The following is a 26,507-nucleotide window of genomic DNA, read 5'->3' as shown; positions in this document are numbered from 1 at the left end:
TCAGCCCCTCCCCATCGCTCACTCCCGCTCGGCCGCCCGGCGGTAGACGCACACGTTCACGCCCGTGCCGCTGGTGGTCGTGGAGACCAGCTCCAGGGCGTGCTTGGCGCCGTCACCGGGGAAGACCGTCTTTCCGCCGCCGAGGAGGACCGGCATCACGATCAGGACCAGCTCGTCGGCGAGACCCTCGCCCATCAGCGTGCGGGCGAGGGTCGCACTGCCCATGACCAGCAGATCGCCGCCCTCGGTCTCGCGGAGCTTGCGGAGGTGCGCGACGGCCTCCTCCCCCGGGATGCGTGTGCTGTTCTCCCAGGTCAGCTCGGAGTCGGCGAGGGTCGTGGACACCACGTACTTGCGGATGGCGTTCATCCGGTCGGCGAACGGGTCACCCGCCCGGTCCGGCCACGCACCGGCCATGGCCTTCCAGGTGCGGCGGCCGAACAGCAGGGCGTCGGCCTTCGCCAGCGCGGCGTCCCAGGCGCCGCCCACGACCTCCGGGTCGAAGAACGGGTGCGTCCAGCCGCCGTGGGCGAACCCGCCGTCGGTGTCCTCGTCGGGACCGCCGGGGGCCTGCACGACACCGTCCAGACTCATGAACTCGCAGATCACGATGCGCATGGGTTCTCTTTCCTCGCACTGTCCGTCGTCCCGTCACGGGCTTACGGCGATGAAGACCGCCGGGCCGTCCGGAACTCATCGCATCCACCCACCTCCGCCATCGTGACGTGGCTCACACGGACATGCCACCGGTCCGCCAGGGGGTGGGGGAAGGGTGACTGACCCCTGGCGGACCGGTTCGGCGGAGCGGACTCAGAGCGCGGGGTACGCGTTCTGCATCAGCTGCTGGAACTGGGCGGGGAACCATTTCCCGGAGATCGGGGCGTTCCCCAGGGCACCGGACATGTTGTTGTTGTTGCGCGGGTTGCCCGTGTACGTCGGGTCGCACATGCGGTCGAAGCCCTTGCCCTCGTCGTTCGGGATGAGGGAGCTGGACCCGTCGGACTCACCCGGCGGCTTCATCCACACATAGGCGTCGATCCCGGTCGCCGGGGCGGCCTTCGGGCGTTCACCGAGACCGGCTCCGGACTGGTTGCACCAGTTGCCGGTGTTGAAGCGGCGGTCGTAGCGTCCGCCGTCCACGTACGTGTCGACGGTGGTCGTCGCGCCCGGTCCGGTGGGCCGTGCGGCGCCGCCCCAGCCGTTGCGGGAGGTGTCGATCAGCATGCCGATGTTCGAGCTGAACCCGACCGAGACGGCCTGGGCCCGGAACGCCTGGGCGAAGGACAGCTCGTCGACGTAGCGGTTCCAGTCCACCCACTTCGACTCGCGGACCGACTTGCCGCCCGCGGTGTCGTTGATGGTGAAGTTGTTCTCCTTCAGGGCACTGTAGTTCGCCGTGTTGGTGATGAAGCCGTGGACGTCGTTGACCGTGGCGCCCTCGGCGGTCGCCGCCTCCTTCATGATGGCGGCGGAGGGGGCGAAGTTGTCGTCCCAGCCGAGCCAGCCGTGGTGGCCGGCGTCGACGTAGTTGTAGACGTTGGGGACGTCACCCAGCTTGTTGAGCGCGTACCCGACACCCTTGACGTAGTTGCCGTTGGCCTTCATCACATCGCACTGGGGCACGGCCGTCGGGCGGCTGCCGACGTTGGTGATGAGGTTGGGCAGCGAGTCGATCTCGACCGTGGTGACGATCCGCAGGCCGGCGTACTTGGAGTCGGCCAGGATCGCCTTGATCGGGTCGATGTACTGCGTCTTGTACTTGTCGATCTCCGTCGCGCCCAGCTCGCCGTTGGAGGCGAGGGCCGAGCAGTCACGGCCGGGCAGGTTGTAGATCACCAGCTGGACGACGAGTTCGCCCGAGCCCTTCTGCCGGAGCGCCTCGTCGAGGTGGGCGCGCAGGCCCATCTTGCCGCTCGCTCCCGCGATGGCGGCCGTGCGGTCCAGCCACACACCGGTCGGCTGGTTGGAGATCCGGCTGCCGCCCGGTTCGGCGGCGGCGTTCGCGGACCACTCCGGGTTCACGTACACCTTGGCGCCGGCGTACGGGTTGTCGACCTTGGTGCCCGGCGTACCCGGTCCCGGCGGCTCGGAGGGGCCACCGCCGCCGTCGTCGACGTTGCAGGTCACCCCGTCGAGCGTGAAGCTCGTCGGCAGCGCGTTGGTGCCGCTGTAGGAGGCCTGGAAGCCGAAGCTCACCGAACCGCCGGTCGCCAGCGTGCCGTTGTAGGTCTCGTTGGCGGCGGTCACCGACGAACCGCTCTGGGTGATCCGGGAGTTCCAGCCGTTGGTGACCTGCTGGTTCCCGGCGTAGGACCACTTCACGGCCCACGAGGACTTCGCGGCACTGTTGTTGGTGATCGTGACGGCGGTGGTGAAGCCGGTGGACCACTGGTTCTGCACCGTGTAGGCGACCGTGCAGGGGACGGCCTGGACGCCGGCGTCGTCCGGCACCGCGGCGTACGCGGTCCCGGCGGCGCCGGCGACCAGCGCCAACGCGGCCAGAAGTGCTGTTCTGGTACGGCTCATGAGTGCGGGTTCCTCTTCCGTAGTGGGGTGTACGAGGAGGAGTCGTCGCGCTGTCGCCGAGGCGAGTAAAAGACCTGAACACGGGGGTGTTCTCCGAGCGTCCCTCGCAGCTCGGACGCGCCTGGGACGAACGCGCCGACTGATGGAACCGCTCCCACTGGTGTTGGCGAAGGTAGCGCCAAGTGACGGTAAAAGACAGAGGTGTTGCGTTATTGCGCTTCACGAATCTTTTCCACTGATCGAATCTTTTCGACTCTTCAAACGCCTTGACCGCTTGCGCCCCCCTCCTCAATATGGGAGCGCTCCCACTGGTTCAAGGCTTGTTGTTGCGCTCCGCCCCCACCTTCGCAAGAGCCGCACGGAAGGAACCAGAGCATGCACCCCAGACGGAGACGCGGTGCCTCGCGGCGCCTGTGGACGGCCGTGGTCGCGGCCCTCACCCTCCCCTTGACGATGCTCGGCACGGGGTCGACTCCCGCCAGCGCGGCGGCGGTCGCCTGCAACGTCGACTACAAGACCAACGACTGGGGCTCCGGTTTCACCGCCGAGCTGACGATCAGCAACCGCGGCACCGAGGCCATCAGCGGCTGGGCCCTGACGTACGACTACGCGGGCAACCAGACGCTCACCAATGGCTGGAGCGGTACCTGGTCGCAGTCCGGGAAGACGGTCACGGCACGCAACGCGTCCTGGAACGGCACGATCGCCGTCGGGGCCGCGGTGACCACGGGCGCCCAGTTCACCTACAGCGGCACGAACACCGCGCCGGCCTCCTTCGCGATCAACGGCACCCCGTGCGTGGGCGCGCACCAGCCGCCGATCACGGTGCTGACCAGCCCGGCGCCGGGCGCGGTGTACTCGCAGGGCACGGCGGTGCCGATGGCGGCCACCGCCGCCGCGGCGGACAGCGCCACGGTCACCAAGGTCGAGTTCTACGACGACACCACGCTGCTGGGCACGGACACGACGTCGCCGTACACGTTCTCGGCCACCGGTCTGTCCGTGGGCAGCCATTCGCTGGTGGCCAAGGCGTACGACAGCCTGGGCGCGTCGGCGAACTCCACGCCGGTCGGCATCACGGTCGCCTCGGGTCCCGCCGTGGTGGTCTCGCCGACCCAACTGGGCGTCCGCCAGGGCCAGTCGGGCACGTACGACGTAAAACTTTCGACGCAGCCGTCCGGCAGTGTGACGGTGACGACCGCACGGGCGTCCGGCAACACCGGGCTCTCCGTGACGGGCGGCGGATCGCTGACCTTCACCTCGTCGAACTGGAACACCGCGCAGAAGGTGACGATCGGGGCCAATGCCTCCGGCACCGGTTCGGCGGTCTTCGACTCGACGGCAACCGGGCACGCCAAGGCCTCGGTGACGGTGACGCAGCTGGCCGCGTCGAGCACGTACGACGAACGCTTCCTGGAGATGTACGGCAAGATCACCAACCCGGCGAACGGCTACTTCTCCCCCGAGGGCATCCCGTACCACTCGGTGGAGACGCTGATCGTCGAGGCGCCGGACCACGGTCATGAGACCACCTCGGAGGCGTACAGCTACCTCCTGTGGCTCCAGGCCATGTACGGCAAGGTGACGGGCGACTGGTCCAAGTTCAACGGGGCCTGGGACATCATGGAGAAGTTCATGATCCCGACCAAGCCCGACCAGCCCACCAACTCCTTCTACAACGCCTCCAAGCCGGCGACCTACGCTCCCGAGCACGACACCCCGGGCGAGTATCCGGCGCAGCTCAACACCGGTGTCTCGGTCGGTTCGGACCCCATCGCCGCCGAGCTGAAGAGCGCGTACGGCACGGACGACGTCTACGGCATGCACTGGCTGCAGGACGTCGACAACGTCTACGGCTACGGCAACTCACCCGGCAAGTGCGAGGCGGGGCCGGCGGACACCGGGCCGTCGTACATCAACACCTTCCAGCGCGGGCCGCAGGAGTCGGTGTGGGAGACGATCCCGCAGCCCACCTGCGACCAGTTCAAGTACGGCGGCAGGAACGGCTATCTGGACCTGTTCACCGGTGACGCCTCCTACGCCAAGCAGTGGAAGTTCACCAACGCCCCGGACGCCGACGCGCGCGCCGTGCAGGCCGCGTACTGGGCGGACATCTGGGCCAAGGAGCAGGGCAAGGGCGCCGACGTCTCCGCGACCATCGGCAAGGCCGCGAAGATGGGCGACTATCTGCGCTACTCGATGTACGACAAGTACTTCAAGAAGATCGGCAACTGTGTGGGGGCCACGTCCTGCCCGGCCGGCACCGGCAAGGACGCCTCCCACTATCTGATGTCCTGGTACTACGCGTGGGGCGGCGCCACCGACACGGCGGCGGGCTGGGCCTGGCGCATCGGCTCCAGCCACACGCACGGCGGCTACCAGAACCCGCTGGCCGCGTACGCGCTCGCCAACTACGCCCCGCTGAAGCCGAAGTCGGCGACCGGGCAGGCGGACTGGGCCAAGTCCCTGGACCGGCAGATCGAGTTCTACCGCTGGCTGCAGTCCAACGAGGGCGGTATCGCGGGCGGTGCCACCAACAGCTGGGCGGGGCGGTACGCCACTCCCCCGGCCGGGACGCCGACCTTCTACGGCATGTTCTACGACGAGAAGCCGGTGTACCACGACCCGCCGTCCAACCAGTGGTTCGGCTTCCAGGCGTGGTCCATGGAGCGGGTCGCCGAGTACTACCAGCAGACGGGCAACGCCGCGGCGAAGACCGTGCTGGACAAGTGGGTCGACTGGGCGCTGTCGAAGACGACGATCAATCCGGACGGCACCTACCGGATTCCGTCGACCCTGCAGTGGTCGGGCGCGCCCAACACCTGGAACCCGTCAAGTCCCGGCGCCAACGCGGGACTTCATGTCACCGTCGCCGACTACACCGACGACGTGGGCGTGGCCGCCGCGTACGCCAAGACGCTGACGTACTACGCGGACCGCTCCGGTGACGCCGACGCGGCCCGGGTCGCCAAGGCGCTGCTCGACGGGATGTGGGACCACCACCAGGACGGGCTCGGGATCGCCGTGCCCGAGACCCGGGCGGACTACAACCGGTTCGACGACCGGGTGTACGTGCCGAGCGGGTGGACCGGGACGATGCCGAACGGGGACGCGATCAACTCGTCGTCCACGTTCGAGTCGATCCGGTCCTTCTACGAGGACGATCCCGCCTGGTCGAAGATCGAGGCGTATCTCGCCGGAGGCGCGGCGCCGTCGTTCACCTATCACCGCTTCTGGGCTCAGGCGGACATCGCTCTCGCCATGGGTGCGTACGCGGAGCTCCTGGAATAGCGCCGCCGACCCCCGCGCCCCGCCGGGGCGCGGGGGTCTTCCCCCCACCTGTCAGGAGAGGACTCCCCACTGTGCGAAGAACGCGCATCCTCACCACCGTCCTGGCTCTCGCCGCCGGGCTGCTCGCCGGATCCCCACCCGCCCTGGCCGCCGAGAAACCCTCGAAGTCGGTGTCCCTCGCCGCCGACACCTACACGTGGAAGAACGCCCGGATCGACGGGGGCGGCTTCGTCCCCGGCATCGTCTTCAACCGGAAGGAACGGAACCTCGCGTACGCCCGTACCGACATCGGCGGGGCCTACCGCTGGGTGGAGTCGTCGAAGACCTGGACGCCGCTGCTCGATTCCGTCGGGTGGGACGACTGGGGGCACACGGGGGTCGTGAGCCTGGCCTCCGACACGGTCGACCCGGACAAGGTGTACGTGGCGGCCGGGACGTACACCAACAGCTGGGACCCGGGGAACGGGGCGATCCTGCGGTCGTCCGACCGGGGAGCCAGCTGGCAGAAGGCGAACCTGCCGTTCAAGCTGGGCGGGAACATGCCGGGACGGGGCATGGGCGAGCGGCTGGCCGTGGACCCGAACAGGAACAGCGTGCTGTATCTGGGGGCGCCCAGCGGCAAGGGGCTGTGGCGGTCGACGGACTCGGGGGCCACCTGGTCCCAGGTGACGAACTTCCCGAACGTCGGCAACTACGTGCAGGACGCGAGCGACACCTCCGGCTACGCGTCCGACAACCAGGGCATCGTCTGGGTCACCTTCGACGAGACCACGGGGACGGCCGGGAACGCGACGCGGACGATCTATGTCGGGGTCGCCGACAAGGACAACGCGGTCTACCGGTCCACCGACGCCGGGGCGACCTGGTCGCGGGTGGCCGGGCAGCCGACCGGCTATCTGGCCCACAAGGGCGTGCTCGACTCGGTCGACGGCCATCTGTATCTCTCCTACAGCGACAAGGGCGGGCCGTACGACGGCGGCAAGGGCCGGCTGTGGCGGTACACGACCGCGACGGGCGCCTGGACGAACATCAGCCCGGTGGCCGAGGCCGACACCTACTACGGCTTCAGCGGGCTGACGGTCGACCGGCAGGACCCGGGGACGGTCATGGCGACGGCGTACAGCTCCTGGTGGCCCGACACCCAGATCTTCCGTTCGACGGACAGCGGCGCCACCTGGACCAAGGCGTGGGACTACACGTCGTACCCGAACCGCTCGAACCGCTTCACCATGGATGTGTCGTCCTCCCCCTGGCTGACCTGGGGCGCCAATCCGTCGCCGCCGGAGCAGACGCCCAAACTCGGCTGGATGACCGAGGCGTTGGAGATCGACCCGTTCAACTCGAACCGGATGATGTACGGGACGGGCGCGACGATCTACGGCACGGAGAACCTCGGGAACTGGGACAGCGGTGGCCAGTTCGCCGTCAAGCCGATGGTGCGGGGGCTGGAGGAGACGGCCGTCAACGATCTGGCCTCTCCCCCGTCCGGTGCCCCGCTGCTCAGCGCGCTCGGTGACATCGGCGGCTTCCGGCACACGGATCTGACGAAGGTCCCGTCGATGATGTTCACCCAGCCGAACTTCACGACGACGACCAGCCTGGACTACGCCGAGTCCAACCCCGACACGGTGGTGCGCGTGGGCGATCTGGACTCCGGTCCGCACATCGCGTTCTCCACGGACAACGGCGCCCACTGGTTCGCCGGGACCGACCCTTCGGGCGTCAGCGGCGGCGGTACGGTCGCGGCGGCCTCGGACGGCAGCCGGTTCGTGTGGAGCCCGGCGGGCGCGGGCGTGCAGTACGCCACCGGCTTCGGCAGTTCCTGGTCGGCGTCCAGCGGTATCCCGGCCGGCGCGGTCGTGGAGTCGGACCGGGTGGATCCGCGCACCTTCTACGGCTTCAAGTCCGGGAAGTTCTACGTCAGTTCGGACGGCGGGGCCACCTTCACCGCGTCGACCGCGACCGGGCTGCCGAGCGGGGACAGCGTGCGCTTCAAGGCGCTGCCCGGGGTGAAGGGCGATGTGTGGCTGGCAGGCGGCGCGACCGACGGGGCCTACGGCCTGTGGCACTCGACGAACGGCGGCACCACCTGGACCAAGCTCTCCGGTGTCGAGCAGGCCGACACGATCGGCTTCGGCAAGGCGGCGGCCGGTGCCTCGTACCAGACGCTCTACACCAGCGCCAAGATCGGCGGCGTACGCGGCATCTTCCGCTCGACGGACAAGGGCACCAGCTGGACCCGGATCAACGACGACGCCCATCAGTGGGGCTGGACGGGTGCGGCGATCACGGGTGACCCGAGGGTGTACGGACGGGTCTACGTGGCGACGAACGGGCGCGGGGTGATCTACGGCGACTCCTCCGACACGGGAGGCGGGGGCGGCGGTACCGATCCGGACCCCGAGCCGGAGCCGACGGGGGCCTGCGCGGTGACATACAAGATCACCAACCAGTGGTCGGGCGGCTTCCAGGCCGACGTACAGCTGTCCAACACGGGCACGAGCGCGTGGACCGGCTGGTCGCTCGGCTGGGCCTTCCCCGACGGACAGACCGTCTCCCAGATCTGGAACGCCGCCCACACCCAGTCGGGGCCGGCGGTCACGGCCAGGAACATCGGCTGGAACGGCAATGTGGCGGCGGGCGCGTCGGTGGGCTTCGGCTTCACCGGGAGCTGGTCGGGGACCAATGGGAAACCGACCGCGTTCAAGCTCGGTGACCAGTCCTGCACGGTGACCTGACACCCGAGCAGGGCCAGGTGAGGGCGCGCGTCTGGGTCGGGCGCGCGCCCTCTTCGATCCCCGTACGCCCTCTTGTTGCGACATGTTCATGACCGGCGAGGAGGGGCATCCCAGAGTGTGTACGCACGGCTCGCCCGGAGACCTTCACAGAAGGAGCCCCTGTGCCGAACCACAGCCGCGTCCCGCGCCGACTGGGCCTCAAGACCGCCCTCGCCGCGGCGGTACTGTTGCCGTTGTCCCGCACCACCGGACTGACCAGCGCACCGGCCGCCGCGGCAAAGGAAGAGGAGGCCGTAGTGCCCCCGCTCGCCACCATGTCCTTCAATCTCCGCTACGCGAGCACCGTCCAGCCCAACAGCTGGGCCGTCCGCAGACCCGTGATGCGGGCCCTGCTGCGGCAGGAGGCACCCCATGTCATCGGCACCCAGGAGGGCCTCTACCAGCAGTTGCTCGACATCGAGACCGACCTCGGCGGGAACTACCGCTGGATCGGCACCGGACGCGGGGGCGGCAACCTCGGCGAGTTCATGGCGGTCTTCTACGACACCCGCCGGCTCGCCCCGGTCGAGTACCGGCACTTCTGGCTCTCCGACACCCCCGAGGTGCCCGGCTCCAACACCTGGGGCGGCGGCTCCATCCGGATGGTCACCTGGGTCAGGTTCCGCGATCTCCAGGACGGCGACCGGGAGTTCTACTTCCTCAACACCCATCTCGACAACGTCAGCCAGTACGCCCGCGACCGCGCCGCCGCCCTGATCGTCCGGCGCGTCGCGGGGTTCGACCGGTCGCTCCCCCTCGTCGTCACCGGGGACTTCAATGTGGCGGCCCACAGGAATTCGGTCCACGACACCCTGCTGGGCGCCGGGCTGGTCGACACCTGGGACTCGGCGGCCCAGCGCACCGACCTGTACGCGACGTTCCACGGCTACCGCCCGCTGACCCCGGGCGGCGACCGTATCGACTGGATCCTGACGACCCCGGGCGTCACGGCGCACCGGGCGGCCATCAACACCTTCGCTTCCGACGGCCAGTTCCCGAGCGACCATCTGCCCGTGCAGGCGTCGCTGACGCTGGGCTGACGGCGGAGCCGCCTCAGTCCGTGGGCGGGCCGGGCCCGCCCACGGGCCGGTGCTACGGGGTGTACACCGTCGGCCGGGGCGGCGTCGGCATGTTGTTCCCGATGAAGAAGCTGGTGTGCGGGGGCTGGTTGTAGGCGGTGTTCTGCCAGGCCAGACCCGTGCGGTACATCGGGTCGTGCAGCAGGGTGGTGATCTTCGTGCTCGTCTCGACGGGCGTCGAGTAGATCCGCAGGGCCGTGTTGCCGCTGGTGCGCCAGACGACCTCCTCGCGCCAGTCGCCGAGGATGTCGCCGGAGAGCGCGGGGGTGGCCTTGGTGCCGTTGTTGGACGACACCCCGGAGCCGGTCAGCAGCCGGGTGTCGGCGGAGGTGCCGTACTTGTCGATCCGGGTGCCGTCGAGGAGTTCACGGACCGGGTCGCCGTCCCACCAGGAGAGGAAGTTGACGGAGGAGGGCTCACGGCCCTTCGTCGCGCCGGCCTCGTCGCGGACGGAGGAGTCGGAGGCCGACCACATCTCGGGCCCGTCGTTGCCGGCGTAGATGTCACCGGCCACCCCCCGGCCGTTGTCGCAGCAGGCGGCGAGCTGCCAGCGCACGGCCCCGTTGGCGGGGTCGATGTACAGCTCGGCGGGCTGCGAGGTGGACTCCGAGACCTTGAAGTACTCCAGACCCGAGGTGGACGCGTCCAGATCACCCAGGTGCTGGGCGTCGCCGTGGCCCGTCCGTGTGGTCCACAGCGCGCCTCCGTTGTCGTCCACGGCCATCGCGCCGTACACGATCTCGTCCCGGCCGTCGTTGTCGACGTCCCCGACGGAGAGGCTGTGCGAGCCCTGCCCGTCGTAGCCCCGGCCGGTGTTGGTGGAGGAGTTGGTGTCGAAGGTCCAGCGGCGGGTGAAGGCGCCGTTCCGCCAGTCCCAGGCCGCGATCACCGAACGGGTGTAGTAGCCGCGCGCCATGATCAGCGAGGGCCGGGCGCCGTCCAGATAGGCCGTCCCGGCGAGGAAGCGGTCCACGCGGTTGCCGTAGGAGTCGCCCCAGGACGAGACCGTGCCGCGGGCCGGGACGTAGTCCACGGTCTGCATCGCGCGGCCGGTCTGCCCGTTGAACATGGTCAGGTACTCCGGCCCGGACAGGATGTAACCGCTGGAGTTGCGGTGGTCGGCGGAGGCGCCGCCGATCACCGTCCCCGCTCCGTCGACCGTGCCGTCCGCCGTCTTGGCGGCGATCTCCGCCTTGCCGTCACCGTCGTAGTCGTACACCTGGAACTGCGTGTAGTGCGCGCCCGAGCGGATGTTGCGGCCCAGGTCGATACGCCACAGCCGGGTGCCGTCGAGCTTGATCCCGTCGATGATCGTGTTGCCGGTGTAGCCGGACTGGGAGTTGTCCTTGGCGTTGGTCGGCTGCCACTTCAGGACGAACTCCAGGGCGCCGTCGCCGTCGAGGTCGCCCACGGAGGCGTCGTTGGCCTCGTAGGTGTACGCCACGCCGTCCGGGGTGGTGCCGCCGGCGGGCGGGCTGATCGGTACGTCCTTGTAGCCGGTGCGGAGCTGGACCGCGTGCACCGAGTCGCCCTGCTCCACACCGCCCACGATCGCGCGGACCGTGTAGTCGGCCTGGGCGGGCGCGCCGGAGTGGAAGTAGTTGGTGGAGCCGGTGACCGGGGCGGAGTTGACCTTGGTACCGGCCCGGTAGACGTTGAACGACACGTCGTTCGGGTCGGTGCCCAGCCAGCGCCAGCTGACCAGGTTGCCGCTGTCGACGTGCACGCTGACCACGCCCCGGTCGAGGCGCTCGACCTGGCGGGCGGTGGCGGCCTCGGCGGGTGTGCCGGTGAACGTGGTGAGTCCGGCGGCGACGAGGGCCGCTGTCACCGCCGAGGTCAGGACTCGGCGTCTGTGGTGCCTGTGCGGGTGCTGCACGTGACGGACCTCCAGAAAGGACGGACGGGTTCCGCTCCAGGGACGGACGGGTTCCGCTCTCTCAGTCGCCACTGTTCCCGGCCACGTTGCCGTACCTTTCGGCCAGTTCGGCCACCGTCTCCGCCAACCTCCGCCGCAGTTGGGCCGGTTCCAGCACCTCGATGCCGACGCCCAGCCGCAGGAACTCACCGTGCGCGTGCCCGACCGACTCGATGGGCACCCGCACCGTGGTCCAGCCGTCGCCCCCCGTGCCGCTCCCCTCGACCGGCACCGCCCTGGGCAGGGTCACGCCCGGCGCCAGCCGGACCAGTGCCTCGCCCTTGTGCAGCCGGTCGTGGAAGCCGCGTTGGTACGAGGCCCAGTACGCGGCCAGGTCGAAGTCGTCGGGGCGGGTGAACTCCTGGTCCCCGGGGCTGAGTTCGAGGATCTGGTCGACCCGGAACGTACGCGGCCCCGGGCCCGCGACGACGTACCAGCGGCCCGCCTTGAGGACGAGGCCGTACGGTTCGAGGCGGCGCCGGACGTCGGTCGGCTCGGCCCAGCGGCGGTAGAGGACACGCAGGACCCGGCCGCTCCAGACGGCGTCGGCGACGGCGGGCAGGAACGGGGTGTCGTCGGCCTGGGCGTACCAGCCGGGGGCGTCCAGGTGGAAGCGGCCGGCGACCCGGTCGGCGTGCGCCCGCAGCTCGGCGGGGAGGGCCGCGCGGACCTTCAGCTGCGCGGCGGCCAGGACCGCGCCGAGGCCCAGCTCGGCGGCCGGGCCGGGGGCGCCCGCGAGAAACAGCGCCTCGGCCTCGTCACGCGTCAGCCCGGTGAGGCGGGTGCGGTAGCCGTCGAGGAGGCGATAGCCCCCGGCGTGGCCCGCGTCGCCGTACAGCGGGACGCCGGCCGCGCCCAGCGCCTCCACGTCCCGGTAGACCGTGCGCACGGACACCTCCAGCTCCTCGGCGAGCTGGGCGGCGGTCATCCGGCCCCGGGTCTGGAGCAGCAGGAGGATCGAGACGAGCCGGCTGGACTTCACTGACACAGGATGTCAGTGAAGCGGCCCTAACGTGCGGCCATGCCCTTCACCGAGAAGCTGCTGACCGTACCGCCGCCCGTCGGGGCGGCCGGCCGGCACATCAAGCGCTACCACGTCACCACCGACCCGGCGGGTATCGCACCCGAGGTCGCGGAGGCGGCCTACGCGATCCTCCCGGAACTGCTGCCGGCGCCGGACGCGACGACCCCGCCCGCGACCTTCGTCGTCCTGCACCGGGGCGGCGACACCGGTGCCTACCTCAACGTCTACAGCTGGGTGTGGGACAACGTCCTGCACTTCGCGGGAGCGGCGGCGGGCCAGCCGGTGCTCGGCTGCCCGGACACCGACCCCACGCACTTCGTCCCCACCGACCGGCCGTGGATCGGCTGCGTCTGGGAACTCCCGCCGATCCAGCACGAACGCGACGCCTGGATACGGCACATCCTCGACCCCGAGTTCCCCGACCTGGACGCCTACCTGGCCGACTCCCTGCCCGCCGGGACCACCGGGGGCCGGGGGTGAGCGGCCCGCACGACTTCGACTTCCTCCACGGCGACTGGGAGGTCCACCACCGCCGCCGCACCGACTTCCTGGACCCGGACGGCGGTTGGGAGGAGTTCGCGTCGACGACCCGGTGCTTCCCGCTGTTCGACGGGGCGGCGAACGTCGACGAGATCGACCTGCCGCACCTCGGCTCGAAGGGGCTGACCCTGCGGCTGTTCGACACCGAGGAACGGACCTGGTCGCTGCACTGGTCCTCCAGCCGCAGCGGCCGGCTGTTCCCGCCGGTCGTGGGCCGGTTCACCGGTGGCCGGGGCGAGTTCCTCGGCGACGACACCTACGACGGCAAGGACGTACGGGTACGGTTCGTGTGGTCGGACACGACCGCGGTCTCGGCCCGCTGGGAGCAGGCGTTCTCGCTGGACGACGGGGCGAACTGGCTGACCAACTGGGTCATGGAGTTCACCCGGCCGCAGGGCCCGCCGGCTTCCGGAACGCCCGCAGGCTGAACGTCGGCTCCGGGCGGTCCCGGTCCTGGTCGGGCAGGGCCGCCAGCCGGACGGCGAACCGGTCGGCGAGCGGGTCGCCGGGCGGCAGGGTGACGAACCAGCCGCGCCGCAGGTCGGTGAGCGCGCGGCGGGGGCTGCGCCCCTGTCCCCGGCCCGTGAAGGTCGCCCGGCCGGCCGGGGCGAGACCGTGCCCGGCGGCGTACACCTCGATGTCGGCCGGGATGTCGGTCGCCGGGCGCCGGGGGCGCGTGGCGAGCACGGCGTCGATGTCGCTGCCCACGTTGTGGGAGGCGCCCTTGTCGACGGTGGTGACATAGACACCGCCGGGACGGAGCACCCGGGCGCACTCGCCGACCACGGTCCGTACGTCCTCCGGACCGTCCAGCAGATGCAGCAGCCACACACTGGCCACGGCGTCGAACTCCCCGTCCCGGAAGGGGAGTCGGCGCCCGTCGGCGATCACGACGGAGCCGGGGAGCCGGGCGGCGGCCCGGCTCGCCATCGCGTGGGTGAGGTCGGCCCCCGTGACCCGCGCCCCGGGCAGCGCCGCCGCGAGCCGCCGGGTCACGATCCCGGTGCCGCAGGCGATGTCCAGCACCCGGCGGGTGCCCGCGGGGAGCAGGCCCAGGACGGCGTGGGCGGCGGCCTCGGCGCGGGGCTCGCCGCCGCGCAGGGCGTCGTAGTCGCCGGCCTCCTTGTCGTAGTCCAGCACCCGCCTCAGCCCGCCCCGTGGCCCGGTGCGAGCGCCTCCACCCTGCGGGCCAGCTCGAAGTCCTTCTCGGTGACGGCGCCGCCCGCGCTGTGCGTGCTGATGGTCAGCGAGACGGTGTCGTAGCCGAGGGTGAGGTCGGAGTGGTGGTTCAGCTCGTCCTGCGTCCGGGCGATGTGCACGACCAGCGCGGTCGCCGCGAAGTGCGAGGCGAGCCGGTAGGAGCGGGCGATGCCGTCCCCCTCCAGCGACCAGCCCGGCAGCTCCGCCAGCCGGTCCTCGATCTCCTTCTGCGACAGGGCTTCGACGGGCATGGCCGACTCCTTCCGGGACGTCCCCTCCATGACGTGCGGTCCCTCTCAGCGTGCCACAGCCGGGCCGCCGGGTCCCTGGTCGGACACCTCCCGGCCCCAGGTGGTCGAACACGTCGAGCCGTACGGTCCGCGCCGGCCGGATCCGTACACACTCGTGCACGAGCCGTTTCCCGATCGCCTCGGCTACGTTTTCCGTATGACCTCTGCCCCGACCGGTTCCCCGGGCCGCCCCGCCGTCCCCTCCGACCAGGGCGTGGGCCCGCTGCTGCGGGCCTGGCGGGAGCAACGGCGGGTCAGCCAGCTGGAGTTGGCGCTGCGGGCCGGTTCCTCGGCGCGGCACATCAGTTTCGTCGAGACCGGCCGCTCCCGCCCCAGCGAGGAGATGGTGCTCCGGCTCGCCGAGCATCTGGACGTCCCCGTCCGGGACCGCAACGCGCTGCTCCTCGCGGCCGGTTACGCCCCGCGCTATCCGCAGACCCCGCTCGACGACCCGTCGATGGCCGCGCTGCGGGAGGGCATGGAGCGGCTGATCCAGGGCTACGAGCCGTATCCGGCGCTGGTGATGAACGCGACGTACGACGTCATGGCCGCCAACCGGGGCATCCTCATGCTGCTCGACGGTGTCCCCGAGTCGCTGCTCGCACCGCCGCTCAACGCGATGCGGCTGACCCTGCACCCCGAGGGCATGGCGCCCCGCATCCGGAACCTTCGCGCCTGGCGCGGGCACCTCCTGGGGCAGATGGAACGCCAGGTCGCGCTGCACCGGTCCGAGCCGCTGCGCGCGCTGTACGAGGAGGTGGCGGCGTATCCGCTGCCGCCCGGCACGCCCGAGGACGAGCCCGGCGGCGGCGCCGGGGCGGAGGCGGCGGCCTATTTCGCGCTGCCGATGCGGATCGAGCACGAGGGCCGGGTGCTGTCCTTCGTCTCCTCGGTCTCCACCTTCAACACCCCGATGGACGTGACCGTGGCCGAGCTGGCCATCGAGACGTTCCTCCCGGCCGACCCGGCGACGGTCAAGTATCTGCACGGGCTGATGTCCTGACGGCTGGTCAGCGCCTGGGACGGTCACCGGTCGCGCCGAGGGCGACGTACTGGACCGCCGCGAACCCGGCCACGGTGACCGCCTGGAGCAGCGTCCACACCGCGCCCGCCGTGCTCGGGGCCAGCCACAGAAGCAGGGCGAGGAGGCTGAGGACCGCCCAGGCGAGGTTGGCCTCGATCGCGGCGCGGACGGGCGTCACCGGCGGACGCGCGCGCGAGGCCAGCAGGGCGACGGCCGCCGCGTACACGGTGAGGAACGCGCCGAGGGCGAGGAGCAGTCCGGAGCCGACCCCGAGGAGGCGGCCGAGGGGACCCGCCGCGAGAAGGTAGGCGAGCCCGTTCGCACCGGTCACGGCGGCGTCGGCGGCCAGGAAGCGGCGCAGCATGGTCCGGGCGTCGGTGGTGCGGGCGAGTACGGCGAGCCGGGCAGCGGGCATGGCGGGCACGGACATGAGGAATCTCACCCTCCGTCGAGGTGTTTGTCGGAATCGGTGATCCCACCCTGCCCCTCGGGGCGTACCGCGGTCGATTACCTCCGAGGTCATGGCGCCCCGTACCGTGTGGGGTCGTCGTGACCGGGGAGCGGGCGCGGGGGCCGCGTTCCGGTCGGCCCTGTGAGATGTCCACCGGGGCATGACAGACTGGTGAGGTATCTCGGCGCGTGGGGAGGCGTGGCGTGAGTGAGCGGCGGGCCGCGCCCACCGTGGGCCAGGTGGTGCTCGGAAGACGGCTCCAGGAACTGCGGGAGGCCGCCGGGCTCAGACGCGAGGAGGCGGCACGCGTCCTACGGGTCGCCCCGGCGACCGTACGGCGCATGGAGACCGCCGATGTCGCGCTGAAGATCCCGTACGTACAGGTCCTGCTGACGACGTACGGCGTCACCGAGCCCGAGGTCGTCGCCTTCGTGAGGCTGGCCGAGGAGGCGAACAAGCCGGGCTGGTGGCAGCGGTTCCACGATGTGCTGCCCGACTGGTTCAGCGTCTACGTCAGCCTGGAGGGCGCGGCCCATCTGATCCGGCAGTACGAGCCGCACTTCGTGCCGGGGATGCTGCAGACCGAGGAGTACGCGCGGGCGGTGATGGAGGCCGGGACGGTCGGCCAGACCGGATCCGAGACCATCGAACGCCATGTGTCGTTGCGGATGGCGAGACAGAAACTCCTCACCCAGGAGAGGCCGCCGCACCTCTGGGTGATCATGGACGAGACAGCCCTCATGCGGCCGGTGAGCATCCGCTCCCAGGTCATGCGCGACCAGATCGACAGGCTGCTGGAGATCACCGAGAAGGACCATGTGATCCTCCAGGTCTGCGAGTTCGCCAGCGGGCCCCACCCGGGCACCTACGCCCCGTTCTCCCTCTTCCGCTTCGCCGAACCCGAACTCCCCGACATGGTCTACACGGAGTACCTCACCGGCGCCCTCTACCTCGACTCCCGCACCGAGGTGGCCCTCCACCTCGAAGTCCTCGACCACATGGCCGCGCACGCGGCGTCCGCCGAGGCGACGCGGGAGATCCTGAAGCGGTACCGCGACAGATACTGAGCCGCGCCGCTCACCCCGCCCGCGCCGTCACCCGCGCGGGGCCTACGCCGCCCCTCCCCTCGCCCCCTTCTCCCCCTCGGCGCCTTTCTCCCCCTTCTCCTCGTCCACGATCTCCGCGTCGACCACGGTGTCGTCCTCGGTGCCGTCCTCGGTGCCGTCCTCGGCGGGGCCGGGCGGTGGCGGGTCCGCCGGGCCGCCGGAGGCCGCCGCCGCTGCCGCGTACATGGCCTGGCCCATGCGCTGGCTGACGAGGGAGAGGTGGTCGGTGGCGGAGCGGAGGGGGGCGATGTCCTCGGGGCTGCCCAGGAGGCGTTTCACCTCCGCCGCCGCGGCCTCCACCTCGGCGCGGCTGTCGGCCGGCACCCGTTCCTCGTTCTCCCGGAGGAACTTCTCGGTCTGGTACACGAGTTGCTCGGCGTGGTTGCGGGTCTCGGCGGCCTCCCGGCGCCGGCGGTCGTCGTCGGCGTACCGCTCGGCCTCGCGCATCATCCGGTCGATGTCGTCCTTGGGCAGCGCGGAGCCACCCGTCACGGTCATCTTCTGTTCGCGGCCGGTGGCGAGGTCCTTCGCCGAGACATGCATGATCCCGTTCGCGTCGATGTCGAAGGCCACCTCGATCTGCGGCACCCCGCGCGGGGCCGGCGGCAGACCCGTGAGGTCGAAGACGCCCAGCTTCTTGTTGTACGCGGCGATCTCCCGTTCCCCCTGGTAGACCTGGATGCCGACCGAGGGCTGGTTGTCGGCGGCCGTCGTGAAGATCTCCGAACGGCGCGTGGGGATCGTCGTGTTGCGCTCGATGAGCTTCGTCATGATGCCGCCCTTGGTCTCGATGCCCAGGGACAGCGGGGTGACGTCCAGCAGGAGCACGTCCTTCACATCGCCGCGGATGACACCCGCCTGGAGCGCGGCGCCCACCGCCACCACCTCGTCGGGGTTCACGCCCTTGTGCGGGTCCTTGCCGGTGAGTTCGCGCACCAGATCGGTCACGGCGGGCATCCGCGTCGACCCGCCGACGAGGACGACCCGGTCGATCGCGGCGAGCTTCACCTTCGCGTCCTTGACGGCCTGGTGGAACGGCGCCCGGCAGCGGTCCAGCAAGTCGGCGGTCAGCTCCTGGAACTGAGCGCGCGTCAGTTTCTCCTCCAGATGGAGCGGGCCCTCGGAGGAGGCGGTGATGTAGGGGAGGTTGACGGAGGTCTCGGAGGAGCTGGACAGCTCGATCTTCGCCTTCTCCGCGCCCTCGCGCAGCCGTTGCAGCGCCATCTTGTCGTTGCCGAGGTCGACGCCGTACTTCCCTTTGAAGCTCTTGACGAGGTGCTCCACGACCCGCTGGTCCCAGTCGTCGCCCCCGAGGCGGGTGTCGCCGTTGGTGGCCTTCACCTCGATGACGCCGTCACCGATCTCCAGCAGGGAGACGTCGAAGGTGCCGCCGCCGAGGTCGAAGACGAGGACGGTCTGCTCCTCGCCCCGGTCCAGACCGTACGCGAGGGCCGCGGCCGTGGGCTCGTTGATGATGCGGAGCACGTTCAGGCCCGCGATCTCGCCGGCCTCCTTGGTCGCCTGCCGCTGCGCGTCGTCGAAGTACGCGGGCACGGTGATGACGGCGTCGGTGACATCCTCCCCGAGATACGACTCGGCGTCCCGCTTCAGTTTCTGCAGGACGCGCGCGGAGAGTTCCTGGGCCCGGTAGCGGGTGCCGTCCACCGAGCCGCGCGCCGCACCCGGTGCGGAGTCCTGCTCGGGGAACCGCCAACCCCCGTCGCCCATATGGCGTTTGACGGAGCGCGCGGTGCGCTCCACGTTCGTCACAGCCTGCCGCTTGGCGACCTCGCCGACCAGTACCTCGCCGTTCTTGGCGAACGCCACCACCGACGGTGTGGTCCGCTGCCCCTCCGCGTTGACGACGACCGTCGGTTCGCCGCCCTCCAGCACGGCCACCACCGAGTTCGTCGTACCGAGATCGACCCCGACCGCTCGCCCCATCGCCGTCCCCTTCCAGCGAGATCCGCAAGGATCCGCAAGGTTCCGCCACATATCCCCACCACCAGCACAAAACTTGAGTGGGTCCTTGTCAATGGGGCGGCGACGGGGCGCGCGAAGCAGACCGTCAGACCAGTTCGGCAGTCAGCGTGATCGTCGTGCCGGTCAGGGCCTGGCTGACCGGGCAGTTCTTCTTTGCGCCCTCGGCCGCCTCCTGGAAGGCGGCCTCGTCCAGACCGGGGACCTCGCCGCGCACGGAGAGGTGGATGCCGGTGATGCCCTCGCCGGGCTGGAAGGTCACGTCGGCCTTCGTCTCCAGACGGGTGGGCGGGGTGCCCGCGCCGGTGAGGCCGTGCGAGAGCGCCATGGAGAAGCAGCTGGAGTGGGCGGCCGCGATCAGCTCCTCGGGGCTGGTCTTGCCGTTCGCCTGCTCCGCGCGCGACGGCCACGACACCGGCTGCGAACCGATGCCGGAGGAGTCGAAGGTGACGGTGCCGGTGCCCTTGAGCAGCTCGCCTTCCCAGACGGTGTGTGCGGTGCGCGTGGTGGCCACGATGAGTCCTTTCGATGGGTCACGATGCGGTCCCGTTGCCAGGAGCCCCTTGCCGGGGTCCCGTTGCCGGGGTCCGTGCCCCATCCGATCACACTCCGGCGCCCGCGAGCCTCATCTCTGCGGCTGCCTATGCGTCTGCCGGGTTCTGTTCCTTGGCGGGTGCGGGTTCGTCGTGGCTGGTCGCGCCGTTCCCCGCGCCCCTTTGGGGCGCGCTGCCGTGGGCCAGGGGTACCTGGGGGCCGTTCGATTCCCTGAGCCAGCGTCGCAGTACCCGGTGGATGTGTTCCGCGCCCACCAGGGGCTCGTCGTCCTCCACCGGGGCGGAGAGGGCCAGGGGCGACATCAGGAAGGGGCGGGACTGGCAGCCGCCGAGGCCGCCGTGGGAGCCGATCTGTTCCTCGAAGGCGAGGACTTCGCCTTCGGCGGGGTCGTACCAGGAGTTGACCATGATGTCGGCGGTGTGCGGGAAGCCGTGGGTGCGGCGGACGGCGTCGGCGGCACCGGGGCCGAAGTCGGCGAGGGGGCCCGGGCGTTCGTCGCTCAGCTCGTCGACGGGGATCTCCGCGCCGTGCGCGCCGAGGACGACGCCGCCGTGCTCCTCGCTGCGGACCAGGACGAAGCCGATGCCGGGGTGGTTGGCGAGGGTGGAGAGCAGGGCCGGGTGGCGGGCGTCGATCTCCTCGCGGCTCAGCCGGTGGGAGGTGTCCGGGAAGGAGACCAGGCCGAGGTTGCCGGAGGCGAGGACGATGGGCTCGGAGCGGCGCGTCGGCCGGTGCTCCTCGACGCCCTCCTCGACGGGGATGCGCAGCGCGGCCCGGACCGCCGCGCGGGCCTCGGCACCGCTGTGGGTGCGCCGGGCCCGGCGCGGCACGGGCAGACCGCAGCCGGCCCGGACCAGATTGCCGAGGGTGAGGCCGTAGCGCCCCAGGAAGGTCTCGCCGGGGCTCTGGCCGTGGTCGGAGAGGAGCACGATCCGGTAGGCGCGCGGGGCGTGTTCGGCGACCTGGGCGATCAGCGCGAGGGAGCGGTCGAGGCGTTCGAGGACCTTCGCCGCGTCCCGGCTGTGCGGGCCGGAGTGGTGGGCGACCTCGTCGTACGCCACCAGGTCCGCGTAGATCGCGGCGCGGCCCGCGAACATGTCCCCGATCACCGCGGAGACCACGACATCGCGCTCGACTACGGTCGCGAAGGCGCGGATGAACGGGTAGAGACCGCCGCGCTTGACGCGGGGCCGCTGCTGCGCGACCCGGGCGCGGGTGGACTGGCCGATCTCGCGGCAGACGTCGGCGACGAAGGACATGGCGGTACGGACGGCGTTGGCCGGGTCGGAGAAGTAGGCGAAGTACCCGGCGCGGGAACGGTTCCGCCGGCCCCGGCGGGCCGCGATCGACAGGACCAGCGCGAGCTGCTCGGCGCCGCCGCTGAAGAGATTGCCGCGGCTGGCGCCGTCGACGGTGAGCAGACCGCCGTCGCCGGTGCGGTCGATGGCCCGGCGCTGCAGTTCGGCGGCGCTGGAGGGCCGGTTGCAGACCATCACCTCCCGGGTGTCCTTCTCGTACCAGCGGAAGGCGGGCACGTCGTGGTTGGTGCCGTGCAGGATGCCGAGCTGGCTGGCGCCGGTCTGGCTGGACCAGTCGGTGCGCCACGGGGTGAGCCGGTGGCTGGGCCGGGGGGCGGGCCCGGGGGGCGCGGTGCCGTCCGGCGAACGGCCGAGCCAGGCGGCCACGGTCGGCATGAGGCCCTTCTCCGTCGCCGCCTCCAGGACGTCGTGGCCGACCCCGTCGAGCTGGAGGAAGACCGTGCCGGGACCGGCGGGCCCCGGGCGCCCGTCGGCGTGCCTGCGGCGGCGGTCGGCCAGCCGGTACAGCCGGCGGCGGTAGGCGTCGTCGTCCCGTACGGCGAGGGCGCCGCCGGTGGCGGAGGCGACGGCGGACATCACGGCGGCGACCACCACGGCGGTCTCGGGGGCGGCGGCGCCCTGCCCGGAGGGGTTGAGGCGCAGGGCGAGCAGCAGCAGGGAGCCGTTGAGGAAGAAGACGAGCAGACCTAGGACGAGCGCCGGGACCAGCAGCAGGGCGCGCACCAGCAGCGGCCACACGAGCGAGGAGAGCAGACCGAAGGCGCCGGCGCCGAAGGCCGCGGTCACCGCGATCTGGGTGGCGCTCTCACCGGACCGGGACTGCAGCCGGAAATCGGGCAGGGCGCCCGCGAGCACGAGCATCGTGAGGGTGGACACCGCCCACACGGCGAGCATCCGCCAGACTCCGCTCGCCAGGCTCCGCCAACGACCACCGCCCACGTCCGGCCACCCTTACGTCCCGTTTCCTGTGCTCAGACTGTCATACGGGGTGGGGGCGCCGGGGTGGCGTTCCGGGGTGGCACGGGGGCACGACCCGGCCCCGCGGGGCACCTTCGGCCCACGCTCAGCGGCCGTCGTAGCCCGCTGTCGGCATGGAGAGGCGGCGGTGGACGTGGGCCTTCATCTGGGCGTCGTAGGCGGGCTCGGCGTGGCCGACGGTCTCGACGCGGATGCCGCGTCGCGCGCACTCGGCGGTGAAGTCGTCGACGGAGGCGAGGGCGCGTTCGAGGACGCGGTGGCTGGGGGCGACGAAGAGGTCGACGAGACCGGCGTCGACATCGACCCACAGGGCGCAGTGGTCGGGGCGCAGACCGCGTACGAGCAGTTCGCGGGTGATCACATAGCCGCGCTCGGCGGCCCAGTCGGCGCACATGGCGTGCTGGCTGCGGGAGTCGACCAGGAAGGGATCCGCCTCCAGCTCCTCCAGCGGTGTCAGGCTCGCTATCGCCGCGACCCGCACCACCGCCCCGCGCCCGTTTCCCCTGTCGCCCATGGTGTCCCCCCTCCCCCTCCGGGTCCGGGCCCCGTCCACGGCATGATCCGCCGGACAGGCCCAGGCCGCAGACCCTACTCCAGCCCGTAGGCTCGGGGGAGTAGCGCGAAGGAGGCGAACGGAGTGCCGGTGGAGATCACCTGGTGGGGTCATGCGACCTGCACCGTGGAGGACTCGGGGACGAGGGTGCTCACCGACCCCCTGTTCGCGCGCCGGCTCGCACATCTGCGAAGGCGCCGGGGTGCGCCTCCCCCGCCGGAGGCGGCTGTCGCGGACGTCGCGCTCGTGTCGCATCTGCACGCCGACCATCTGCATGTCCCGTCGCTGGCCCGGCTCGCCCCGGGGACGCGGCTGGTGGTGCCGAAGGGCGCGGCGCGCCAGGTCCCGGGGCTGCGCAGGCTGGCGCATCTACGGCTCTCCGAGATGGCCGCCGGGGACGAGCTCAGGGTCGGTGACCTGGCCGTACGTGCCGTCCCCGCCCGGCACGACGGACGGCGGCTGCCGGTCGGGCCGCACCGTTCGCCCGCGCTCGGCTTCGTCGTCGAGGGGGAGGCGCGGACCTACTTCGCCGGGGACACCGGGCTGTTCCCGGACATGGCCCGGGAGGTCGGACCGGTCGACGTGGCGCTGCTGCCGGTCGGCGGCTGGGGGCCGTACCTCGGCGAGGGGCATCTGGACGCGGGGCGCGCGGCCCAGGCGCTTGCGCTGCTCGCGCCCCGGAGCGCGGTTCCCGTGCACTACGGCACGTACTGGCCGATCGGGATGGACGCCGTGCGCCCCCATGAATTCCACGCCCCCGGCGAGGAGTTCGTACGCCTCGCCGCCGCGCACGCTCCCGAGGTGGCCGTGCACCGGCTGGGGCACGGGGAGAGCGTACGGCCAGAGGTGTCCCGGTGAACCTCCTCGCGGCCGTGAGCGGCACTCCCCTGCCGCAGCAGTCGACGCAGCAGGCGATCGGCTATCCGACGCTGTTCCTGCTGGTGCTGATCGGGGCGCTGGTGCCGGTGGTGCCGACCGGGGCGCTGGTCAGTTCGGCGGCGGTGGTGGCGTTCCATCAGGCGGCGCCGTTCGCGCTGCTGCTGGTGTTCGTGGTGGCGTCGGTCGCCGCGTTCCTCGGGGACATCGCGCTGTACTGGCTGGGGCGGCGCGGAATGGGCTCCAGGAACGGCTCGCGCTGGCTGGAGGCGATCCGCCGCCGGGCACCGGAGGACCGGCTCGCGCAGGCCCAGGCGAAGCTGGAGGACCACGGGGTGACCGTGCTGGTCCTGTCCCGGCTGATGCCGGCCGGGCGGATTCCGGTGATGCTGGCCTGTCTGATGGCGAAGATGCCGTTGCGGCGGTTCGCGCGGGGGAATCTGCCGGCGTGCCTCGCGTGGGCCGTGACGTATCAGCTGATCGGGATTCTGGGCGGGTCGTTGTTCGCGGAGCCCTGGGAAGGGGTGCTGGCGGCGGTCGGGCTGACGCTGCTGATCAGTGTGGTGCCGAGCGTGTGGCGGCGGGTCGTCCGATAGGACCCGCTCCCCTGCCCGCCAGGACCCCCTCCCCTGCCCGCCGTTCCGGCACCCGGGACCCGCTTCCCTGCCCGTCATCCCAGCACCCGGGAGCCGCCCACCGGCAGGTCCCACAGGTTCTCGCGGGGCAGGCCGGCCGCCGTCCACGCCGTCCGCACCCGTGTCAGGGGTTCCAGGACCGGTTCCGCCGACAGGACGAAGGTGGCCCAGTGCATGGGGGCCATACGGCGGGCGCCGAGGTCCTGGAAGGCGCGGACGGCCTCCTCCGGGTCGCAGTGGACGTCGTCGAGCCACCAGCGGGGGTCGTAGGCGCCGATCGGGAGCAGCGCCAGGTCGATGCCGGGGTAGCGGCGGCCGATGAGGGAGAACCAGTGGCCGTAGCCGGTGTCGCCGGCGAAGTAGAGGCGCCGGCCGTCGGGGTCCGTGAGCACCCAGCCGCCCCACAGCGAGCGGCAGGTGTCGGTGAGGGTCCGCCTGGACCAGTGGTGGGCCGGTACGAAGTCGAAGCGGACGCCGTCCAGTTCGGCCGCCTCCCACCAGTCCAGCTCGGTGACCCGGCGGAACCGGCGCCGCCGGAACCAGCGGCCCAGCCCGGCGGGGACGAACACCGGGGTGTCGCGCGGGAGTCTCGCCAGCGTGGGGGCGTCGAGGTGGTCGTAGTGGTTGTGCGAGACGACCACCGCGTCCACGCGGGGCAGTGCCTCCCAGTCGATGCCGACGGGGGTGATCCGGGCGGGTGTGCCGAGGATCCGGCGCGACCAGACCGGGTCGGTGAGGACGGTGAGCCCGCCGATCCGCACCACCCAACTCGCGTGCCCCGCCCAGGAGACGGCGACGGTCCGGGTGTCCACCCGGGGCAACGGGGCGGGCTCGTACGGCAGTCGCGGGATGTCGGCGAGCCCCTCGGCACCGGGCCGGACCGAGCCCTCGCGGGCGAACCGGGCCATGGCCTTCAGGCCGGGCAGGGGTGTGGTGAGCCGGTCGGCGAAGGAGCGCGGCCAGCGCCGCCGTTCCCCCAGCGGCCGGGGCTCGGCCAGGGGCGGGACGAGGAAGGATCCGGACGCCCCCGGACCTCCGGTGGTCGTCGTGGCGGTGGTCGTGGTCGTGGCGGTCGTGGTCGTGGTGGTGGTCGACTCGGACTGCTGCGTCATCGAGGAGGCTCCCGTCGCCGAGCGTCGTCACGAAGGATCATCGAAGGCCCTGGAAAGCCGCTCCGAAGGCGGTCAACGCGCTTTCCACGTGCGGGAGTTCCAGCGGGTTCCGCGCGTCGAGGACCTGCGCGCGCTCCGCGTCGGTGGTGCCGAGGAACGCCGCCGTGGACAGCCGGACGCGCAACGCCCCGAGGTCGTCCCCGAACCGGTGGCCGCCGGGCGCGGGCATCCCCAGCAGGCCGGTGAGGAAGTCCTCGGCCTCCTGCGCGTCGGCGACCCCGTGCGCGACGAGGGACGGGCGCAGCGGGGCGAGGTCGGCGTACAGATGCCGTCCGGCGCCCGGTGGCAGGGCGAGCGCCCCGGCGGCCACCACGGCCCGGTGCGCGGCGTCGGCGAGGCGCGCGTGCAGGCGTACGGCGGCGGCGAGGCGTTCGGTGACGGGGGCGGGCTCGTCGAGGGCGTACGCGGCGGCCGCGGCGACCGGGGTGGCGACCCGGGCGCCCAGCGCGGTGAGCACGTCGAGGACGCGGTCGCGCAGACCTGTGCCGTCCTCGCCGGCCGGGAAGCGGGCCACGGCGGCGGGCCAGCCCGTCGGCAGGAAGGCACCGGCCAGGTCGGTGACGACGGTGACCCGGTCGGGCAGCATCTCGGCCGGGCTGAGCAGCACGGTGGCGTGCGGGTCGTGCACGGTGTCGCGCCAGGTCTCGTCGCTGACCAGGTGGAGCCCCTCCCCGAGGGCCGCCTCCATGGCCTCGCGGACCAGTTCGGGCGGGGCGACGGTGGCGGTCGGGTCGTCGGCGACGCACAGCACGAGCAGCCGGGGGTCGCCGCCCTCGGCCCGGATCCTGCGGACGGTCTCCAGCAGCGCGTACGGGTCCGGCACTCCCCCGCACTCGGCGGGCGTGGCGACATGGAACACGGATCGTCCGAGCGCCCGCGCCTGCGGCTCCCACCAGGCGGCGCACGGCCGGGGCAGCAACACGTCGCCGCCGATCGCGGCGGTCAGTGCGAGGAGCAGGGCGGGGGCACCGGGGGCGGCGACGGCCCTGTCCCGTGTGGTGGCCAGTCCGCGCCGGTCCCAGTAGCCGCAGGCGGCGTCCAGGAGGGCGGGGTCGCCACCGGGCGGTACGGGGTGGGGCCGGCCCGCGGCGGCGGAGAGCACCGCGGCGAGTTCGGGCAGGACGGGCAGTCCCTGGGCGGGGAGGGGCGGGCCGTAACGGACCGGACCGTGCCCTTCCGGATCCGTCCGCGCCATCTCCGCCTCCACGCTGTC

The 26,507-nt window shown here is 71.6% G+C and carries 22 protein-coding genes; 9 read left to right on the top strand and 13 right to left on the bottom strand.

Going from position 1 to position 26,507, the window contains the following annotated elements:
* Positions 1-18: 18 nt before the first annotated feature.
* Positions 19-618, bottom strand: a complete 600-nt coding sequence (locus tag J8M51_RS25730; RefSeq protein ID WP_086759576.1) for a dihydrofolate reductase family protein — start codon at positions 616-618, stop codon at positions 19-21.
* 192 nt (positions 619-810) lie between these two features.
* Positions 811-2,526, bottom strand: coding sequence for a glycoside hydrolase family 6 protein (locus J8M51_RS25725; protein WP_086762018.1), 1,716 nt, complete (start codon positions 2,524-2,526; stop codon positions 811-813).
* 375 nt (positions 2,527-2,901) lie between these two features.
* On the opposite strand from J8M51_RS25725, the gene J8M51_RS25720 reads away from it, so the two are divergent.
* The 3 genes from J8M51_RS25720 (at position 2,902) to J8M51_RS25710 (ending at position 9,634) form a co-directional block, all read left to right on the top strand.
* Positions 2,902-5,817, top strand: a complete 2,916-nt coding sequence (locus J8M51_RS25720) for a glycoside hydrolase family 48 protein (protein ID WP_086762020.1) — start codon at positions 2,902-2,904, stop codon at positions 5,815-5,817.
* A 71-nt stretch (positions 5,818-5,888) separates the two neighbouring features.
* The gene (locus tag J8M51_RS25715) at positions 5,889-8,555 is read left to right on the top strand and encodes a cellulose binding domain-containing protein (RefSeq protein WP_086762022.1); all 2,667 of its coding nucleotides are present in this window, start codon (positions 5,889-5,891) and stop codon (positions 8,553-8,555) included.
* Between the two features lie 161 nt (positions 8,556-8,716).
* Positions 8,717-9,634, top strand: coding sequence for an endonuclease/exonuclease/phosphatase family protein (locus J8M51_RS25710; RefSeq protein WP_086762024.1), 918 nt, complete (start codon positions 8,717-8,719; stop codon positions 9,632-9,634).
* Positions 9,635-9,686: 52 nt separating this feature from the next.
* Here the strand turns inward: J8M51_RS25710 and J8M51_RS25705 are convergent, their stop codons facing one another.
* Together J8M51_RS25705 and J8M51_RS25700 are read right to left on the bottom strand one after the other, a co-directional pair.
* Positions 9,687-11,552, bottom strand: coding sequence for a rhamnogalacturonan lyase (locus tag J8M51_RS25705; RefSeq protein ID WP_267299503.1), 1,866 nt, complete (start codon positions 11,550-11,552; stop codon positions 9,687-9,689).
* Between the two features lie 61 nt (positions 11,553-11,613).
* Complete coding sequence (locus J8M51_RS25700) at positions 11,614-12,573, bottom strand: helix-turn-helix transcriptional regulator (protein ID WP_267299502.1); 960 nt, start codon at positions 12,571-12,573, stop codon at positions 11,614-11,616.
* Positions 12,574-12,612: 39 nt separating this feature from the next.
* On the opposite strand from J8M51_RS25700, the gene J8M51_RS25695 reads away from it, so the two are divergent.
* Together J8M51_RS25695 and J8M51_RS25690 are read left to right on the top strand one after the other, a co-directional pair.
* On the top strand, positions 12,613-13,095 hold the full coding sequence (locus J8M51_RS25695; protein ID WP_216589877.1) for a hypothetical protein: 483 nt from the start codon (positions 12,613-12,615) through the stop codon (positions 13,093-13,095).
* Positions 13,092-13,583, top strand: coding sequence for a hypothetical protein (locus tag J8M51_RS25690; RefSeq protein WP_216589875.1), 492 nt, complete (start codon positions 13,092-13,094; stop codon positions 13,581-13,583). Before J8M51_RS25695 ends, J8M51_RS25690 begins: the two co-directional genes overlap by 4 nt.
* On the opposite strand, the gene J8M51_RS25685 is transcribed toward J8M51_RS25690, so the two are convergent.
* Together J8M51_RS25685 and J8M51_RS25680 are read right to left on the bottom strand one after the other, a co-directional pair.
* Positions 13,537-14,295 carry a class I SAM-dependent methyltransferase gene (locus J8M51_RS25685; RefSeq protein WP_216589874.1) on the bottom strand — a complete coding sequence of 253 codons (759 nt, stop codon included), beginning with the start codon at positions 14,293-14,295 and terminating at the stop codon, positions 13,537-13,539. The genes J8M51_RS25690 and J8M51_RS25685 overlap by 47 nt on opposite strands.
* 5 nt (positions 14,296-14,300) lie before the next feature.
* Complete coding sequence (locus J8M51_RS25680) at positions 14,301-14,606, bottom strand: 4a-hydroxytetrahydrobiopterin dehydratase (protein WP_216589870.1); 306 nt, start codon at positions 14,604-14,606, stop codon at positions 14,301-14,303.
* 196 nt (positions 14,607-14,802) lie between these two features.
* On the opposite strand from J8M51_RS25680, the gene J8M51_RS25675 reads away from it, so the two are divergent.
* Positions 14,803-15,648 carry a helix-turn-helix domain-containing protein gene (locus J8M51_RS25675; RefSeq protein ID WP_216589869.1) on the top strand — a complete coding sequence of 282 codons (846 nt, stop codon included), beginning with the start codon at positions 14,803-14,805 and terminating at the stop codon, positions 15,646-15,648.
* A 7-nt stretch (positions 15,649-15,655) separates the two neighbouring features.
* On the opposite strand, the gene J8M51_RS25670 is transcribed toward J8M51_RS25675, so the two are convergent.
* A complete protein-coding gene (locus tag J8M51_RS25670; RefSeq protein ID WP_267299708.1) occupies positions 15,656-16,084 on the bottom strand; it encodes a hypothetical protein in 429 nt (142 codons plus the stop codon).
* Between the two features lie 239 nt (positions 16,085-16,323).
* On the opposite strand from J8M51_RS25670, the gene J8M51_RS25665 reads away from it, so the two are divergent.
* The gene (locus tag J8M51_RS25665; RefSeq protein WP_216589868.1) at positions 16,324-17,187 is read left to right on the top strand and encodes a helix-turn-helix domain-containing protein; all 864 of its coding nucleotides are present in this window, start codon (positions 16,324-16,326) and stop codon (positions 17,185-17,187) included.
* Between the two features lie 42 nt (positions 17,188-17,229).
* Here J8M51_RS25665 and dnaK read toward each other — a convergent pair whose 3' ends face one another.
* The 4 genes from dnaK to J8M51_RS25645 form a co-directional block, all read right to left on the bottom strand.
* Complete coding sequence (gene dnaK / locus J8M51_RS25660) at positions 17,230-19,170, bottom strand: molecular chaperone DnaK (protein ID WP_267299501.1); 1,941 nt, start codon at positions 19,168-19,170, stop codon at positions 17,230-17,232.
* Positions 19,171-19,294: 124 nt separating this feature from the next.
* Complete coding sequence (locus J8M51_RS25655) at positions 19,295-19,720, bottom strand: OsmC family protein (protein WP_086760979.1); 426 nt, start codon at positions 19,718-19,720, stop codon at positions 19,295-19,297.
* Between the two features lie 127 nt (positions 19,721-19,847).
* Positions 19,848-21,974, bottom strand: a complete 2,127-nt coding sequence (locus J8M51_RS25650; RefSeq protein WP_267299707.1) for a phage holin family protein — start codon at positions 21,972-21,974, stop codon at positions 19,848-19,850.
* Positions 21,975-22,143: 169 nt separating this feature from the next.
* Positions 22,144-22,572, bottom strand: coding sequence for a hypothetical protein (locus J8M51_RS25645; RefSeq protein WP_216590872.1), 429 nt, complete (start codon positions 22,570-22,572; stop codon positions 22,144-22,146).
* Positions 22,573-22,695: 123 nt separating this feature from the next.
* Here J8M51_RS25645 and J8M51_RS25640 point away from each other — a divergent pair, with 123 nt between their 5' ends.
* Together J8M51_RS25640 and J8M51_RS25635 are read left to right on the top strand one after the other, a co-directional pair.
* Positions 22,696-23,469: an MBL fold metallo-hydrolase gene (locus J8M51_RS25640; protein WP_086764148.1), complete on the top strand. Its 774-nt coding sequence runs from the start codon at positions 22,696-22,698 to the stop codon at positions 23,467-23,469.
* Entirely contained in the window at positions 23,466-24,083 is a 618-nt protein-coding gene (locus J8M51_RS25635; protein WP_086764146.1) for a DedA family protein, read from the top strand. Before J8M51_RS25640 ends, J8M51_RS25635 begins: the two co-directional genes overlap by 4 nt.
* Positions 24,084-24,157: 74 nt before the next feature.
* Here the strand turns inward: J8M51_RS25635 and J8M51_RS25630 are convergent, their stop codons facing one another.
* Together J8M51_RS25630 and J8M51_RS25625 are read right to left on the bottom strand one after the other, a co-directional pair.
* A complete protein-coding gene (locus J8M51_RS25630) occupies positions 24,158-25,234 on the bottom strand; it encodes an MBL fold metallo-hydrolase (protein ID WP_086764144.1) in 1,077 nt (358 codons plus the stop codon).
* A 37-nt stretch (positions 25,235-25,271) separates the two neighbouring features.
* On the bottom strand, positions 25,272-26,489 hold the full coding sequence (locus J8M51_RS25625; protein ID WP_267299500.1) for an aminotransferase class I/II-fold pyridoxal phosphate-dependent enzyme: 1,218 nt from the start codon (positions 26,487-26,489) through the stop codon (positions 25,272-25,274).
* Between the last annotated feature and the right edge of the window lie 18 nt (positions 26,490-26,507).

The sequence above is a fragment of the Streptomyces griseiscabiei genome (genome assembly GCF_020010925.1).
GTDB lineage: Bacteria > Actinomycetota > Actinomycetes > Streptomycetales > Streptomycetaceae > Streptomyces > Streptomyces griseiscabiei.
The sequence above is the reverse complement of the archived record's forward strand: the minus strand, read 5'-3'. Positions and strand labels throughout refer to the sequence as shown.

Excerpts from the sequence above, each read along its gene's own strand:
- J8M51_RS25625 (WP_267299500.1), bottom strand. The coding sequence starts at position 26,489 with ATGGCGCGGACGGATCCGGAAGGGCACGGTCCGGTCCGTTACGGCCCG.
- J8M51_RS25630 (WP_086764144.1), bottom strand. The coding sequence starts at position 25,234 with ATGACGCAGCAGTCCGAGTCGACCACCACCACGACCACGACCGCCACG.
- J8M51_RS25695 (WP_216589877.1), top strand. The coding sequence starts at position 12,613 with ATGCCCTTCACCGAGAAGCTGCTGACCGTACCGCCGCCCGTCGGGGCG.
- J8M51_RS25725 (WP_086762018.1), bottom strand. The coding sequence starts at position 2,526 with ATGAGCCGTACCAGAACAGCACTTCTGGCCGCGTTGGCGCTGGTCGCC.
- J8M51_RS25670 (WP_267299708.1), bottom strand. The coding sequence starts at position 16,084 with ATGCCCGCTGCCCGGCTCGCCGTACTCGCCCGCACCACCGACGCCCGG.
- J8M51_RS25720 (WP_086762020.1), top strand. The coding sequence starts at position 2,902 with ATGCACCCCAGACGGAGACGCGGTGCCTCGCGGCGCCTGTGGACGGCC.
- J8M51_RS25680 (WP_216589870.1), bottom strand. The coding sequence starts at position 14,606 with ATGCCCGTCGAAGCCCTGTCGCAGAAGGAGATCGAGGACCGGCTGGCG.
- J8M51_RS25645 (WP_216590872.1), bottom strand. The coding sequence starts at position 22,572 with ATGGGCGACAGGGGAAACGGGCGCGGGGCGGTGGTGCGGGTCGCGGCG.
- dnaK (WP_267299501.1), bottom strand. The coding sequence starts at position 19,170 with ATGGGGCGAGCGGTCGGGGTCGATCTCGGTACGACGAACTCGGTGGTG.
- J8M51_RS25730 (WP_086759576.1), bottom strand. The coding sequence starts at position 618 with ATGCGCATCGTGATCTGCGAGTTCATGAGTCTGGACGGTGTCGTGCAG.
- J8M51_RS25650 (WP_267299707.1), bottom strand. The coding sequence starts at position 21,974 with ATGCTCGCCGTGTGGGCGGTGTCCACCCTCACGATGCTCGTGCTCGCG.
- J8M51_RS25675 (WP_216589869.1), top strand. The coding sequence starts at position 14,803 with ATGACCTCTGCCCCGACCGGTTCCCCGGGCCGCCCCGCCGTCCCCTCC.